This window comes from Colwellia echini, from assembly GCF_002843355.2.
Classification (GTDB): Bacteria; Pseudomonadota; Gammaproteobacteria; order Enterobacterales; family Alteromonadaceae; genus Colwellia; species Colwellia echini.
This window is the reverse complement of the sequence record NZ_PJAI02000019.1, coordinates 1-13,720: the sequence shown is the minus strand read 5'-3', so window position 1 is coordinate 13,720 and position 13,720 is coordinate 1. Positions and strand designations below refer to the sequence as shown.

The window sequence follows — 13,720 nt, the reverse complement described above, 5'->3', positions numbered from 1 at the left end:
AGCCAAATGAAAAATTCACATGAAAAAGTTGAAAAGAATGTTGGCTTATTCTTTCTATTTACCGTTATGGCTATCAGTATCGGTGGATTAGTTGAAATAACGCCGTTGTTCTTTCAAAAAGAATTAGCGACACCCGTTGATAATTTAAAACCATACACTGCACTACAAATGGAAGGTCGTGATATCTACATTCGTGAAGGCTGTAGTAACTGTCATAGCCAGATGATTCGACCATTTCGCGCAGAAACAGAGCGTTACGGTCATTATAGTGTAGCGGGCGAAAGCGTATGGGAACATCCATTTTTATGGGGCTCAAAACGTACTGGTCCTGATTTAGCACGTGTTGGTGGTCGTTATAGTGACGATTGGCATATTGCTCACTTAATTGATCCTCGTTCAGTTGTGCCAGAATCAAACATGCCTTCTTTTAAGTGGTTAAGTACTAATACCTTAGATGGTGAGTTAACCGGTAAAAAGCTAGAAACATTTAACTTTTTAACTCGTAACCGCAGTCATAAAGATGAAAACGGCAACCCAATTCCGCTTTATACTCAAGCTGAAATTGACGGTGCTAAAGCTGCTGTTGAAGGTAAAACTGAAATGAGTGCCTTGGTTGCATATTTGCAATCACTTGGTCACGCATTGAAGTAAGCCGTATCTAAAGGAAAAGTTATGGATTACGGTACACTTAGAGGGCTATTTGCCCTACTTATATTGGGGTTGTTTATTATCATTGTTGTATGGTCATATTCAAAAAAGCGTAAAGACTCATTTGATGAAGTCGCAAACTCTATTTTTGAAGAAGATAATTTAGCTGCTGATAATACTAAACGCCATCACGATAAAGATAGCAAACAGGAGACGAATAATAATGTCTAGCTTCTGGAATATATGGATTTGGGTTCTTTCTCTTGGCTTGTTAGTAGCACTTACTTTACTACTACGTATGTGCTTGAAGAACTTTGCAGGCGTTGAAGAAGGTGAGTCAATGGGTCATAGCTTTGACGGCATTGAAGAGTTAAATAACCCTTTACCTAAATGGTGGAGTACCTTTTTCTTACTAACAATCATTTGGGCTTTTGGTTACATTGCTATGTATGGTTTAGGTGCATGGACTGGTCTTTTAGGCTGGAAAAGCTCTAACCAAGGTATTTTAAGTATTGCACAATCAAATGCCGAAACAGCAAAGTATTTAGAAAAAGACTCGGGTGTACTAGTGCAGTACGATCGAGAAATGGCTGCTGCTGATGCTAAGTTTGGTCCAATTTTCACTGCTTACGCGGCGCGTAGTATTGAAGATTTAGCGACAGACGACGAAGCATTAAAAATTGGTCAGCGCTTATTCATTCAAAACTGTGCACAATGTCACGGCTCTGATGCTCACGGTACTACTGGCTTTCCTAACCTAGCTGATAAAGACTGGTTATATGGCGGTACACCTGAAGCGATTAAAGAAACCATAATGAATGGCCGTAAGGCTGCTGGTATGATGGCTTGGGAAACAACTTTAGGCGGCGAGCAAGGTGTGCAAGAAGTTGCTGCTTATGTTATTAGTCTAAGTGGTCGCTCGGTAGATCCTGAAATGGCAAAAGCAGGTAAAGCAAAATTTGCAATATGTGCAGGTTGTCATGGTCCAGATGGTCAAGGTAGTTTAGCTATGGGTACGCCTATGGGCGCGCCAAACTTAACTGATAACATATGGTTATACGGCGGTTCAAAACGTGTTATTGAAGAAACTATTCGTAATGGTCGCGCCGGTGTTATGCCAGCATGGAAAGATATTTTAGGTGAAGAAAAAGTTCACCTAATTGGCGCCTACGTTTACAGTTTATCGCAAGACTAATTATCAATATCTAGCTTTTTTTAGATTAGCGGTATTGTAAAGATAAAGCCCTTGATTACTTTGGTAATCAAGGGCTTTTTTATTTGTCTTCAAAACTAGCTGATGGCTGTTATAAAAGGTATAATCTTGCCCCATATTCTACTGTCAAAAAAAGCACCTTTATGAAAGATTCTTGGTATCGTGAGCCTTGGGCTTGGTTAGTTTTTATTTTACCTTTTACTGCCGTTGTCGCAGGCATTTCAACTTATATCATCGCCAATACTAACCCAGATCCTTTAGTGGTTGGGGATTATTATAAAAAAGGCAAAGCCATTAATTTAGAAGTTGGCAAAGTAAAAATGGCGCAAAAACTAGGGCTTCGCTTTGCACTGCAATTAGATGGTAACGAGTTAATCATAAAGCCTACTGGCATAGAAAAAGTATTTCCATTACTCAATGTTAATTTTGCTCACCCTACACTGGCTGAACAAGACTTTTACTTAGCCTTAACACCTGATGGCAATGGTCATTTTAGACATCAATTTGAGCAACCTGTTGGTGGTAAATGGAAAATTACTTTAACCTCTTTTGAAGGTCACTGGAAAATTCAGGATACTGTTGGCTTACCACAAAAGAATTTTATCGACTTTATTCCTGATCCAATAAAAGCTCAGTAAATATCTTTAATAAATATCTTTAATAAGTACCTTTAAATTAATGGCATTAACATATTCAACCCAACTAAGATCCATCTATTAAACACTATCAACTAAGCTCCATTTATTACGTATTGTTAAGCGGAGCTTATATTGAGAGAATAGGTTAAAAGTTGGTTAAATACGTGAGTCAAGTTAGCTGGCTAATTTATCACCCTATGGCGAACCATAGCGAATTTTCAATGTTCGCTATTACACTTCAAAGTTACAAAGTATTAAATCATGACTACTCAATGTTTTCACTGTAATGAAATAGTTCCTAAAGGTATCAACCTCCACGTTGAAATTAATCATATTCAACAACCTATGTGTTGTCTTGGCTGTCAAGCCATCGCCCAAACTATTGTTGAGAATGGTCTATCTCAATATTATTCAGTTAGAACAGAGCCTGCACATAAAGGTCATTCTCTTATTCCTGAGCAATTACAAAAAAATAAATTACTTGATGAAGCGGTATTACAGAGTGAATTTGTTTTTAATAGTAGTTCAAATACAGGAGTTGATGCTCAAGGTAATGAACTACAAAATGACCTTAAAGAAGCGATATTAACCGTTGATGGCATTAGTTGTGCGGCTTGTGCTTGGTTAATTGAAAGACAATTAGATAAGCTAACAGGTTTAGTTTCTATCAACGTTAATGCTACAACACAACGTGCCACGGTAAAGTGGCAAGATACCTCAGTAAAACTGAGTGATATTTTGCGTGAAATTGAGCGCATTGGTTATCAAGCCCTACCTTTTAAAGCGAATGACATTGAAATAAACAATACGAAACAGAGTAAAGCCTTCATTAAACGTCTTGGTATTAGCGGTATTTTAATGATGCAAATCATGATGATTGCCGTTGGTTTATATTTTGGCGCTTTCGCCGATATGACCGAAGACAATAAAGTATACCTACGTTGGATAAGCTTTATGCTAGCTATTCCAATTATATTTTATGGCGCATTCCCTTTTTACATTGGCGCGATAAACGCCGTAAAAGCTAAACGATTATCCATGGATGTGCCAGTATCAGTTGCTATTATTCTCGCGTTTAGTGCAAGTGCTTGGGCTACTGTTACGCAACAAGGGGAAGTGTATTTTGAGTCAGTTTCAATGTTCACCTTCTTATTGCTCATTGGTAAGTTTTTAGAATTTAGAGCCCGCTCTCGCGCGGCCCAAGTGTCAGCTAATTTATTAAAATTGATGCCGATGACTGCCTGTAAATTAATACCTACGGATATTAATTCAACTAGCGCTGATGCTGCCCCACAAGAATTACTTGTTGCTGCTAAAAGCTTATTGCAAGGTGATATTGTAATTATCAAACCTGGTGAGCTTGTCCCTGCTGATGGTATTATTACGCTCGGTAACAGTCAGTTAAATGAAGCGATGTTATCAGGTGAGCAAACACCTGTTAATAAAACAGTTAATGATAAAATATTTGCTGGTACGATAAATGGTGATGGTAATATTACCGTACAAGTCACTAAAAACTCAGGTCAGTCTTTTTTAAGCCAACTTATCCGTTTAAGTGAAGAGTCACAAACACATAAACCTAAAATAGCTCAATTATCAGATAAAATAGCCCAATACTTTGTTGCCATCATATTATTAACCTCAATTGGTACTGCACTTTATTGGCATCAACATTTACCTGAAGAAGCTTTTTGGATCACCCTTTCAGTGTTAGTCGCGACCTGCCCTTGCGCCCTTTCATTAGCAACACCTACCGGTTTAACCTGCGCTACAACTCGTTTGAATAAAGCGGGGATAATGATCAAAGGTGGTCATGTTATGGAAACTATTCCTAGTATTAATTGTTTTGCTTTTGATAAAACTGGCACCTTAACCACAGGTGAGTTTACTATTGACCGTATTGAACTCATTGGATCGAATAATGACAATACGAGTAAAGCACAAGTACTTGCCATTGCAGCCGCACTTGAAGCTCATTCAGAGCACCCAATAGCTAAGCCTTTTACTGAATTTAGAGATCACAGCCTCAAAGCCGAACAAGTTAAAGTACACTCAGGTCAAGGTGTTACGGGGTCTATTAATGAGATCGATTATACTATTGGTAAATGTACTTGGTTAGCTAAATTAGGTGCAATAAATTGTCAGCAAGGCAAGCAAATTGATTTACAAGGTGCTAATTGTATTTTAATGGCAAACAAACAAATAATTGCTGCTTTTTACCTTATCGATAAAGTTCGTGATGATGCCTTTAACACCTTATCAGAGCTTAATAAGCAACATAAAACGCGTTTATTATCAGGTGACAGTCAGCATGCTTGTGATGCTATTAGTCAGATATTACCGTTGAATGTTGCTTTAGGAGGTTTGAGCGCGACAGAAAAAATGCAGTATATACAAAACATGCAAGCACAAGGCGATAACGTAGCTATGACTGGGGATGGTGTTAATGACTCTCCAGTATTTGGTGCCGCACACGTATCGATTGCTATGGGCTGTGGCGCAGATATCACTAAAAGTGGCGCAGATGTAATTTTGCTCAATAATAAATTAAGTAGCATCAATACCTTAATCAAAGTATCGCACCGAACAAGACGCATAATATTTCAAAATTACTTATGGGCATTTGGTTATAATGCTATTGTATTACCCTTAGCCGTTGCCGGATATATTACCCCATATATGGCGGTAATTGGTATGTCTGCTAGCTCCATATTAGTGATCACCAATTCATTACGCTTACTTAAACCTTAAACGCTGCGTAAGCGAAGAGCCAATAAGCTAAAACATTAGCTAAGAGATAAAAACAATGAGTATCATTTATATATTAATCCCAATCGCCATCATATTCACCGCGTTAGGTATTTACTTCTTTTTCTGGGCCGTTAAAACAGAACAGTTTGATGATCTTGAAAAGCAAGGCATGAGCATTTTGTTTGACGATGAACAACGTAAAAACAATACAGATGAAATTAGCATCGAAAAGCAGATGCAAGAAATTAAGCCAGAAGTTCAATCAGATATAAACAAGCCTAACTAAACCATGAGTATTGATTTATTTTCCGCTTTTATTATTGGCTTACTTGGCTCTGGTCATTGTTTAGCTATGTGTGGTGGCATAACTACCATGCTCACTTCGGTAATTAATAAGCCCACAAAGCGTGAGACATTAGGACAAGCAAACATCAGCACGCAAGGTGACATACCCGTTACCGTGACAAGTGCTGCCCCCCCAATGAGTTCATCAACAGCGTGTTCGGCGCAATCAAGCCGTTTTAAATTCATTTTATTTTATCATATTGGCCGCATTGCTAGTTATACCTTAATTGGCGCCATCGTAGGTTTTACTGGTTCAATAGCAGCTAAAAATATAGGCTTACCACTAGCCGGGTTACGCTTAGTTGCCGCTATATTTCTTATTTTATTGGGTTTATACATAGGCCAATGGTTAATGTGGCTTAATAGAGTTGAAGCTTTAGGCAAAGGTTTATGGCAACATTTATCCCCCATGGCAAAATTTGTTATTCCTGTTGATAGTCGTAAGAAGTCACTAGGATTAGGTGCGTTATGGGGTTGGTTGCCATGTGGCTTGGTTTATTCTACCCTAACTTGGGCACTAGCTAGCGGCAGCACATTGACAGGGGCAGCTATCATGTTATCTTTTGGCTTAGGCACCCTACCGGCATTAATTGCTTTGTCAATTGGTATGCAAAGTATTAAAGCCTTACTTGCTAATTTACTGTTTAGAAAAACCATGGCGATATCGCTTATTAGTTATGGAATATATAGCTTTATAGTTGCCATTCGAGTAGTGTTTTAATAATATCCGAAGAGCTGGAGTATATGGTTAACTAAACAAATCAACGTCATTAATAGTTAGTTAGAAATAATAAAAATCACTAATAAAAGAGTCAATAACATGTCAAACAATAGCTGCTCTGCAACACAACATATTAATTGCCATAACTGCAGCATAAGCGAACTCTGCCTACCCTTTTCCTTAAATAATCAAGAGCTTAACTCTCTTGATGAAATTATTGATCGCAAACGCCCTATTCATAAAGGCGACAAATTATTTCAAGACGGCGAAGTGATGCATGCTTTATTTGCTATCCGCTCAGGCACCTTTAAAACCTATACTATAAATCAGCAAGGTGAAGAACAAATTACAGGGTTTCATCTTGCAGGTGACTTACTTGGTTTTGATGCTATTGCCGATAACTCTCACCCGAGTTTTGCCCAAGCCCTCGAAACATCTATGGTATGTGAAATTCCTTATGTCAACTTAGATGAACTATCTGATACTATGCCGAAACTTAAAAAGCAGGTATTACGGTTAATGAGTAATGAAATTAAAACCGATCAGGCAATGTTAACCTTACTTAACAGAAAGAATGCCGAGCAACGTGTTGCTACTTTCATCGTCAGTTTAAGCGAGCGGTATCATGCTCGTGGCTTATCCGCCAGCGAATTTCGTTTAACCATGACACGTAGCGATATTGGTAATTACATTGGTTTAACAGTGGAAACTATCAGTCGTTTATTAAATCGTTTCCACAAAATCGGTTTAATAAAGGTTGAAGGGAAATTAATTTCAATTGTTGATTTTGATATGCTTTGTAAGACTGCCGATTTATAGTGGCCTGATAACCTGGTGTTCACTCGTATTGCTCTTTTAACAACCCATTAACGCCTCAAAAATTTAAATAACACTAATTTTAATAAGCATTAACTCGTCAACTTTGCTATAAATACTATAATATTATTCATTAATTTACAGAGGCAGGTATGGACATTTATCAAAGTATTCTCGTTGTTATTGACCCTTCAAATGAAGATCAAAAAGCATTAAAAAGAGCAATAGAACTAGTCTCTAAAATACAAACTCTGCTGCCTGAAAAGCACATCAAAATCACTGCTTTTTTTAGTATCTTCGACTTTTCCTATGAGATGACAACAATATTATCTAGCGACGATAGAGATAGTATGCGTGAGCTAGTTATCAAAGAAAAACAACAATGGTTGAATGATCTTATTGACGACTTAAATGTCGATATCAAAATACACAGTAAAGTCGTTTGGAATAATCGCCCTTATGAAGCCATTGTCAAACAAGTTATTGGCCATAATCACGATCTTGTGATCAAGGGCACACATCATCACGATAAATTTAAGTCGGTAGTTTTTACTCCAACTGATTGGCATATTTTACGAAAATGCCCTTGCCCTGTATTACTAGTAAAAGATCATGCATGGCCAAAACAAGGCAATATATTAGCAGCCTTAAATGTTGGTAGTGATGAAGCAGAGCACCTTTCGTTAAATAACCGGATTACCGAGCAGGCAAAAAATATTGCGCAATTAATTACCGCGAATGTACACTTAGTTAACTCTTATCCAGGTACTCCTGTGAATATTGCCATTGAAATACCAGAGTTCGATGCGAGTGAATACAATCATGCCATGCATGAACATCACCAAAAAGCGATGATAGTTCATGCTAATAATTTTAATATACCGTTAGCTAATACTTATGTTGAAGAAGGTTTACCGGAAGCTGTCATTGAAGAAACGGCATTAAAGATTGATGCAGAGTTAGTGGTTTTAGGTACAGTTGGCCGTACAGGTATTTCAGCCGCTTTAATAGGTAATACAGCAGAGCAAGTTATCGACCTATTAAACTGTGATGTATTAGCATTAAAGCCTGACGGTTATGTGTCGCCACTAGCTGAGTAGATGCGAGTATAATGTTTATTAAGCCGATGAGTTAAACATATTGATTTAACTCGGCTTAGTTACAACGAATAAGTTTAATACGATTAAATCGCGCGGCATTTAGATGATATAAATTATTTGCGTTTTCTATTGATATTGGCTTAAAACGAACGCTATCACCTTGTCGATACTGCGAAAGCTTAGCGCAATCTGCTGAAAAAACAGTCCCCATTTTAGGATAACCGCCGATAGTCTGCCGATCGTTTAATAATACAATAGGTTGACCATCTGCAGGTATTTGTATCGCTCCATAGCTGATCCCTTCGGATAAGATACCGTCAATATCTGCAGTAATGGGCCGTCCTTGTAAACGATACCCCATGCGATCCCATAACTTACCTATCTTATATTCACTGCTGAAAAATAATTGTTTTTCAGCTACACTAAAATGCTGATGTTGATAACCTAATACTGTTTTTAATACCACTTCGTTAGAATAGGTTGGAATATCATACTCAGGCAACTGCCATAGTTTTATATTTTTACAGCTTACTGTGGACATTTGTTGACAAACTAATAGATCATTAACCACTAATTTACCACCATTAATACCACCTATAGATTCTCGACAAACCGTAGCGCTACTGCCAAAAATATGGGGTACAGTAAATCCTCCTGCAACGGCTAAATAACAACGTACGCCAACCGAAGCAAAACCAAGCTGAATATTATCACCGGCTTTTACCGTAAAGCTTTGCCATAACTCTTTTGCTTTACCATTAAGCGTTAGTGGCATAGGCGCGCCAGTTATAGCGATAACACAATCAACTTGCGCTGTTAATTGTAAACCACCGACACTAATCTCAATCGCTGATGAGTTAAGTTCATTACCGCATAATTTATTAGCCCAATTAAACGCCAAGGCATCCGCAGGGCCGCCATTGGTTAAACCTAAATTAAACGCCCCAAAACGGCCAGCATCTTGAATTATGCTTAGTACACCCGAATTTTTAACGACAAACCCTAGCATTGTTGTTTATCCTTTATTGTCGTTACCATGAGTATCACTGATATTGTCATTTTAATAGTTGGTGACTAACGTCGCCTAATCAGCTAATTTTCCGCCCAAGCTTAAAAACTGTTGTTTAGTTATTGCCACAAACTTTACTCTATCACCAACGGCTACAGGCATTATTGGCTCAGCTTTGGCATTAAACATATCTGTTGGGCATAAGCCTATAATATTCCATCCCCCTGGAGATTGTGCGGGGTAAACTGCAGTTTGCCTATCTGCAATGGCAATTGCACCTTTAGGCACTGTTAATCGTGGTGTTGCTAACCTCGACATAGCAATACGCTCATCCACTTCACCTAAATAAGCAAAGCCGGGTGCAAAGCCTATGGCATAAACCCGATACTCTTGTGCTTGATGTAAATGAATAACTTGCTCAACGCTTAATTTCGCTTGTTTCGCAATACGGGGTAAATCCATACCTGATTCAAGAGAATAATAAGCTGGTAATTCGATTAGCCTACCTTGCTGCTCAGGTGCTATTGTGCAAGATTTTAATAATTGTTGTAATTTTAATCGTAATTGGTGATGATCGGTTTTCAATAAATCAAACATTACCAAAACGGAAGCATATGAAGGAATAAGATCAATAATTTCATTGGCTAAATGCTGACGGAGTAAAACTACAGTTTGCTGCACTTGGCTATTAACAGTTTCGGAAATACCGCTTTGCAAAATATTATTGGAAGAAGGTTCTTTTTTATCCTCGTTAGCGCCTAGCGTTAAGTCATGTTCTGTAAAATCAAGCTCCGTAAAGTAAAGTATTAATACATTTTCGCCAGCAATATCCAATCGAATATGTTCATTAATTTGAGTTGATGTATTCATCTCACAATTAAACTCTGGAGTTAATGGGCTGTTATACACAGGCCGCTTGGGTTGATCATCTATAGCCATTAACGTAGCAAATCTTTTATTTCACGAATGGCCTGTACGCCTTCAATATTATCACCATGCACACACAAGCTATCAACGTTTAATGTTAGAATCTTACCTGAAATAGTGGTAACACTGCCCTGCTCTGCCAGTTGCTTGACTTGTGCAAGCATAGCTTCTTTAGATAACACCGCATCTTGCTCAGTTCTAGCTAATAATCTGCCGTTATCGTCATAACATCTATCAGCAAATGCTTCGCTATACAACGTAATGCCTAATTTCGTTGCTTGTAGTTTATAATTATCAAAGTCAGCTGTTGCTTGGATCATCAACACAAGTTTCTTAGGATATTGAGAAATAGCCGTTAAAATCGAGTTAAATACTTCTGGTTTTTTCATCATATCGTTGTATAGCGCACCATGAGGTTTCACATAATCAAGCGATAATCCTTGAACTTGTGCCATACCGTCGAGTGCTGCAATTTGATAGTGGAGCATTGCTATTATTTCTTGCTGTGTACAGGCCATAGACCGTCGTCCAAACCCTACTAAATCGGGATAACTTGGATGCGCGCCAATAGATACTTGACATTGTTTTGCCAAAGTTAATGTTTTTTGCATTACTAAGGAATCGCCGGCGTGAAAGCCACAAGCAATGTTGGCTTGATCAATATAAGGCATCACCTCATTATCAAGCCCCATGGACCACGCGCCAAAGCTTTCGCCTAAATCACAGTTTAATTTCATTATCATATATACTCGTGTACCGTTCTTTATTCATAAAAGCGTTTCTAAATGCTGAAAAAGAAGTAAAAATTATTATCTCAATTATATTCAAGCTCATAACTAAATAGCACAAATCTATAGGTATATGCCTGAGCCAAATCAATGCTTATTGACTCAGCCAATAACAGGTTATACTTGTTAATATAAACTATCAATAAACCACATGATAAAGAATGTATGAACAATAACGTATTTTCGAGCAGTTTTTTAACTTTTTTACTGTACTTTGTTGTTAACATACCAGTTAACGCTGCTGATAGTAAAACCAGTGTCGAAACAGAGTATCCATCTGCTGATAAGTTTGACAAGTGCATCATCAAAACCATTAAAAGTGCTGATAAAAAAACATCTTTAGCAGAAATAGAGAGCTTGTGTGAGCAGAAAATCGCCCGTGAAATTCTCCATGAAAACAATGAACAACCTATTGAGTTAGGCGCTTTATCTAATCGAATTATTAAAGAAAAACACAGCGAAGATAATCCTTATGTTTTAACACCTTATAAAATGAATTATATCTTACCCTTTACGGTCGTTAACACTGTTAACCGAAACGCTTATAAAGATTTTTCTACTTGGGAAGATGATCTAAAAAATGTTGAAGCTCAGTTTCAAATCAGTGTAAAAATTCCCTTATTAACGGGGGATTTGTTTCGAGAAGGCGATCAAATTTTCTTTGGTTTTACGTTGCAATCATGGTGGCAAATTTATGCGAAAGAGATTTCTAAGCCTTTTAGAGAAACAAATTACCAACCTGAATTCTTCTACCTTACACCAATTAATTTACACCCTTTCGGAGGGAATTCAGCATTAGTTTTGGGTTTAGAACATCAATCAAACGGACAATCGCAATTATTATCAAGAAGTTGGAACCGTGCTTATGCAACCTACCTTTATGAAAAACGTGATTTTGCCCTGGCTTTCCGCGCATGGTGGAGGATCCCAGAATCTGAAAAGTCACCGCCAGTAAACGGGGTGATAGATGGTGATGGTGATGATAATCCCGATATAATTGATTACATGGGCTATTTTGAATTGGGTATGGTTTATAAGCAGAGTATCAACTTTGAATACTATTCAAAAATTAGAAATAATTTCTCTACACATAATGGTTTTATTGAGATAGGCGCTACTTTTCCTCTGTGGGGTAAACTTAAGGGTTACACACAACTCAGTAGTGGTTATGGTGGAAGTTTAATTGATTATAATATTAATCAAACACGCTTTGGTATAGGTATAGCGCTAACGACTTTACTATAATAAATGGAAATTGACGCTAAACACTACCTAAACACTACTTAAAAATAACTAAAACATAAGTTAAGCAGAATTCAAATTCATAGTTGGAACAGGCTCAATTCAGAGAATGATTAGTCTTTAATCAAAACCCTAAGTTTATTAGGGCTTTGATTATAATCTGCTAGCTTAAACGATTAATCTTCATTATCAGGTAATAATTGATCATGAATCGTTTCTATACGCTCGGCAATTTCTTCATCATCTTCACTAAAATAAGCGACATGAAACATAGCTTCCCCCTCTTGCACTAACGGGATATTTTGTTTACCGATTAAAATACCTGATCGAGTCGCTTTAACCGCATCAATAACCTCGCCATAAGGGCTGCCTATTTCGGCCAGCACTTGCCCTTTAGTGATTTGGTCACCCAAGTTAACAATGTTATGTACAATGCCACTCGCATTCGCTCTAACCCACTGACTACCGTTTGCAATAAATGGAACAACTTTTTTCTTTGAGGCAGAGGTTTTGCGTTTCATGCCTAAGTGTTGTAAAACATTTAAGATACCTTTCATGCCTGCTCGAATTGAGAATTCATCAAAACGTAATGCTTCACCGGCTTCATACAATAGTATTTTGGTTTCATTCCTAACTGCAGCTTCTCTGAGCGAGCCATCAACTAAGTTAGAATTTAATACTACTGGCACGCCAAATACTTCTGCTAATTCTTTTGTGGCTGCATCAGACATATCGGCCCTTATTTGCGGCAGATTTGAACGATGAATTGCACCTGTATGTAAATCAATGCCGTAATCACAGTGCTTAACAATTTCATTAAGAAATATATGCGCCACTCTACCGGCGAGCGATCCTTTTGCCGAGCCTGGAAAACAACGGTTTAAATCACGACGATCAGGCATATAACGGCTTTGATTTACCACACCATACACATTAACCATAGGTACAGCGATTAAAGTACCTTTAATAATTTTAAATTTTTTCTCATTAATCAAACGACGAATAATTTCTATACCGTTTAATTCATCACCGTGCACTGCGGCACTAACAAAAATTGTTGGGCCTGGCTTTTTAGCGCGAATAATATGAATAGGTAACGATACATTGGCATCGGTATATAGTTTAGCAACAGGCAAATCTATTTTGCGTTGCTCACCAGGTAAAATTTCAAACTCACCAATTTTTAAAATATCCATAACTTTCCTTAATCAACCTCTACCACGAGTTTTAGTATTATTTGGTTTAGCATTTTTTTCCAAAAATTCAAACACCATTCCCGCTACGTTTTGACCCGTTGCGGCCTCAATTCCTTCCAAACCAGGAGAAGAGTTAACTTCCATCACCATAGGGCCATGTTGTGAACGAAGTAAATCAACACCACACATATTTAAGCCCATTGCTTTAGCCGCCATAATTGCCGTGTCGCGCTCTTCTTTTGATAATTTAACCACAGTTGCTGAGCCGCCGCGGTGTAAGTTAGAGCGAAATTCACCTTCCGCGCCTTGACGTTTCATCGCCGCAA

15 protein-coding genes are annotated in these 13,720 nt (G+C 37.8%); 10 read left to right on the top strand and 5 right to left on the bottom strand.

All coding sequences use genetic code 11. The features are described 5' to 3' along the window. Nucleotides 1-6: 6 nt before the first annotated feature. The 9 genes from ccoO to uspE all read left to right on the top strand — a co-directional run bounded on the left by ccoO (nucleotide 7) and on the right by uspE (nucleotide 8,232). Nucleotides 7-651, top strand: a complete 645-nt coding sequence (ccoO, locus tag CWS31_RS14105; protein WP_101343031.1) for a cytochrome-c oxidase, cbb3-type subunit II — start codon at nucleotides 7-9, stop codon at nucleotides 649-651. Nucleotides 652-672: 21 nt separating this feature from the next. After that, on the top strand, nucleotides 673-879 hold the full coding sequence (locus CWS31_RS14100; protein ID WP_101343032.1) for a cbb3-type cytochrome oxidase subunit 3: 207 nt from the start codon (nucleotides 673-675) through the stop codon (nucleotides 877-879). After that, nucleotides 872-1,843 carry a cytochrome-c oxidase, cbb3-type subunit III gene (gene ccoP / locus CWS31_RS14095; RefSeq protein ID WP_101343033.1) on the top strand — a complete coding sequence of 324 codons (972 nt, stop codon included), beginning with the start codon at nucleotides 872-874 and terminating at the stop codon, nucleotides 1,841-1,843. Before CWS31_RS14100 ends, ccoP begins: the two co-directional genes overlap by 8 nt. 161 nt (nucleotides 1,844-2,004) lie before the next feature. After that, complete coding sequence (locus CWS31_RS14090; protein ID WP_101343034.1) at nucleotides 2,005-2,499, top strand: FixH family protein; 495 nt, start codon at nucleotides 2,005-2,007, stop codon at nucleotides 2,497-2,499. Between the two features lie 261 nt (nucleotides 2,500-2,760). Beyond that, entirely contained in the window at nucleotides 2,761-5,250 is a 2,490-nt protein-coding gene (locus CWS31_RS14085) for a heavy metal translocating P-type ATPase (protein WP_101343035.1), read from the top strand. A gap of 55 nt (nucleotides 5,251-5,305) precedes the next feature. Then, nucleotides 5,306-5,536, top strand: coding sequence for a cbb3-type cytochrome oxidase assembly protein CcoS (gene ccoS, locus CWS31_RS14080; protein ID WP_101343036.1), 231 nt, complete (start codon nucleotides 5,306-5,308; stop codon nucleotides 5,534-5,536). Nucleotides 5,537-5,539: 3 nt separating this feature from the next. Next, nucleotides 5,540-6,316, top strand: coding sequence for a sulfite exporter TauE/SafE family protein (locus CWS31_RS14075; protein ID WP_101343037.1), 777 nt, complete (start codon nucleotides 5,540-5,542; stop codon nucleotides 6,314-6,316). 99 nt (nucleotides 6,317-6,415) lie between these two features. Then, nucleotides 6,416-7,135 carry a fumarate/nitrate reduction transcriptional regulator Fnr gene (fnr, locus tag CWS31_RS14070; protein WP_101343038.1) on the top strand — a complete coding sequence of 240 codons (720 nt, stop codon included), beginning with the start codon at nucleotides 6,416-6,418 and terminating at the stop codon, nucleotides 7,133-7,135. A 149-nt stretch (nucleotides 7,136-7,284) separates the two neighbouring features. Continuing rightward, nucleotides 7,285-8,232 carry a universal stress protein UspE gene (gene uspE, locus CWS31_RS14065; RefSeq protein ID WP_101343039.1) on the top strand — a complete coding sequence of 316 codons (948 nt, stop codon included), beginning with the start codon at nucleotides 7,285-7,287 and terminating at the stop codon, nucleotides 8,230-8,232. Between the two features lie 55 nt (nucleotides 8,233-8,287). On the opposite strand, the gene CWS31_RS14060 is transcribed toward uspE, so the two are convergent. The 3 genes from CWS31_RS14060 to CWS31_RS14050 all read right to left on the bottom strand — a co-directional run bounded on the left by CWS31_RS14060 (nucleotide 8,288) and on the right by CWS31_RS14050 (nucleotide 10,905). Continuing rightward, the gene (locus tag CWS31_RS14060; protein WP_101343040.1) at nucleotides 8,288-9,241 is read right to left on the bottom strand and encodes a 5-oxoprolinase subunit C family protein; all 954 of its coding nucleotides are present in this window, start codon (nucleotides 9,239-9,241) and stop codon (nucleotides 8,288-8,290) included. A 75-nt stretch (nucleotides 9,242-9,316) separates the two neighbouring features. Beyond that, nucleotides 9,317-10,180: a 5-oxoprolinase subunit PxpB gene (gene pxpB / locus CWS31_RS14055; RefSeq protein ID WP_246143544.1), complete on the bottom strand. Its 864-nt coding sequence runs from the start codon at nucleotides 10,178-10,180 to the stop codon at nucleotides 9,317-9,319. Continuing rightward, the gene (locus CWS31_RS14050; protein ID WP_101343041.1) at nucleotides 10,180-10,905 is read right to left on the bottom strand and encodes a 5-oxoprolinase subunit PxpA; all 726 of its coding nucleotides are present in this window, start codon (nucleotides 10,903-10,905) and stop codon (nucleotides 10,180-10,182) included. The genes pxpB and CWS31_RS14050 overlap by 1 nt, the downstream gene beginning before the upstream one ends. A 216-nt stretch (nucleotides 10,906-11,121) precedes the next feature. Between CWS31_RS14050 and CWS31_RS14045 the strand changes: the two genes are divergently transcribed. Then, nucleotides 11,122-12,201, top strand: coding sequence for a phospholipase A (locus CWS31_RS14045; protein ID WP_101343042.1), 1,080 nt, complete (start codon nucleotides 11,122-11,124; stop codon nucleotides 12,199-12,201). A gap of 173 nt (nucleotides 12,202-12,374) precedes the next feature. Here the strand turns inward: CWS31_RS14045 and CWS31_RS14040 are convergent, their stop codons facing one another. Together CWS31_RS14040 and CWS31_RS14035 are read right to left on the bottom strand one after the other, a co-directional pair. Then, nucleotides 12,375-13,394 carry a succinylglutamate desuccinylase/aspartoacylase family protein gene (locus CWS31_RS14040; protein WP_101343043.1) on the bottom strand — a complete coding sequence of 340 codons (1,020 nt, stop codon included), beginning with the start codon at nucleotides 13,392-13,394 and terminating at the stop codon, nucleotides 12,375-12,377. A 12-nt stretch (nucleotides 13,395-13,406) separates the two neighbouring features. After that, nucleotides 13,407-13,720 (bottom strand): ATP-grasp domain-containing protein (locus CWS31_RS14035; protein WP_484038965.1); only part of this gene is annotated, 314 nt, incomplete at its 5' end.

What these genes read in the sequence shown, in the direction of transcription:
- ccoS (WP_101343036.1), top strand. Translation starts at nt 5,306, where the DNA reads ATGAGTATCATTTATATATTAATCCCAATCGCCATCATATTCACCGCG.
- CWS31_RS14050 (WP_101343041.1), bottom strand. Translation starts at nt 10,905, where the DNA reads ATGAAATTAAACTGTGATTTAGGCGAAAGCTTTGGCGCGTGGTCCATG.
- ccoP (WP_101343033.1), top strand. Translation starts at nt 872, where the DNA reads ATGTCTAGCTTCTGGAATATATGGATTTGGGTTCTTTCTCTTGGCTTG.
- CWS31_RS14075 (WP_101343037.1), top strand. Translation starts at nt 5,540, where the DNA reads ATGAGTATTGATTTATTTTCCGCTTTTATTATTGGCTTACTTGGCTCT.
- CWS31_RS14045 (WP_101343042.1), top strand. Translation starts at nt 11,122, where the DNA reads ATGAACAATAACGTATTTTCGAGCAGTTTTTTAACTTTTTTACTGTAC.
- uspE (WP_101343039.1), top strand. Translation starts at nt 7,285, where the DNA reads ATGGACATTTATCAAAGTATTCTCGTTGTTATTGACCCTTCAAATGAA.
- pxpB (WP_246143544.1), bottom strand. Translation starts at nt 10,180, where the DNA reads ATGGCTATAGATGATCAACCCAAGCGGCCTGTGTATAACAGCCCATTA.
- CWS31_RS14085 (WP_101343035.1), top strand. Translation starts at nt 2,761, where the DNA reads ATGACTACTCAATGTTTTCACTGTAATGAAATAGTTCCTAAAGGTATC.
- fnr (WP_101343038.1), top strand. Translation starts at nt 6,416, where the DNA reads ATGTCAAACAATAGCTGCTCTGCAACACAACATATTAATTGCCATAAC.
- CWS31_RS14040 (WP_101343043.1), bottom strand. Translation starts at nt 13,394, where the DNA reads ATGGATATTTTAAAAATTGGTGAGTTTGAAATTTTACCTGGTGAGCAA.
- ccoO (WP_101343031.1), top strand. Translation starts at nt 7, where the DNA reads ATGAAAAATTCACATGAAAAAGTTGAAAAGAATGTTGGCTTATTCTTT.
- CWS31_RS14090 (WP_101343034.1), top strand. Translation starts at nt 2,005, where the DNA reads ATGAAAGATTCTTGGTATCGTGAGCCTTGGGCTTGGTTAGTTTTTATT.
- CWS31_RS14060 (WP_101343040.1), bottom strand. Translation starts at nt 9,241, where the DNA reads ATGCTAGGGTTTGTCGTTAAAAATTCGGGTGTACTAAGCATAATTCAA.
- CWS31_RS14100 (WP_101343032.1), top strand. Translation starts at nt 673, where the DNA reads ATGGATTACGGTACACTTAGAGGGCTATTTGCCCTACTTATATTGGGG.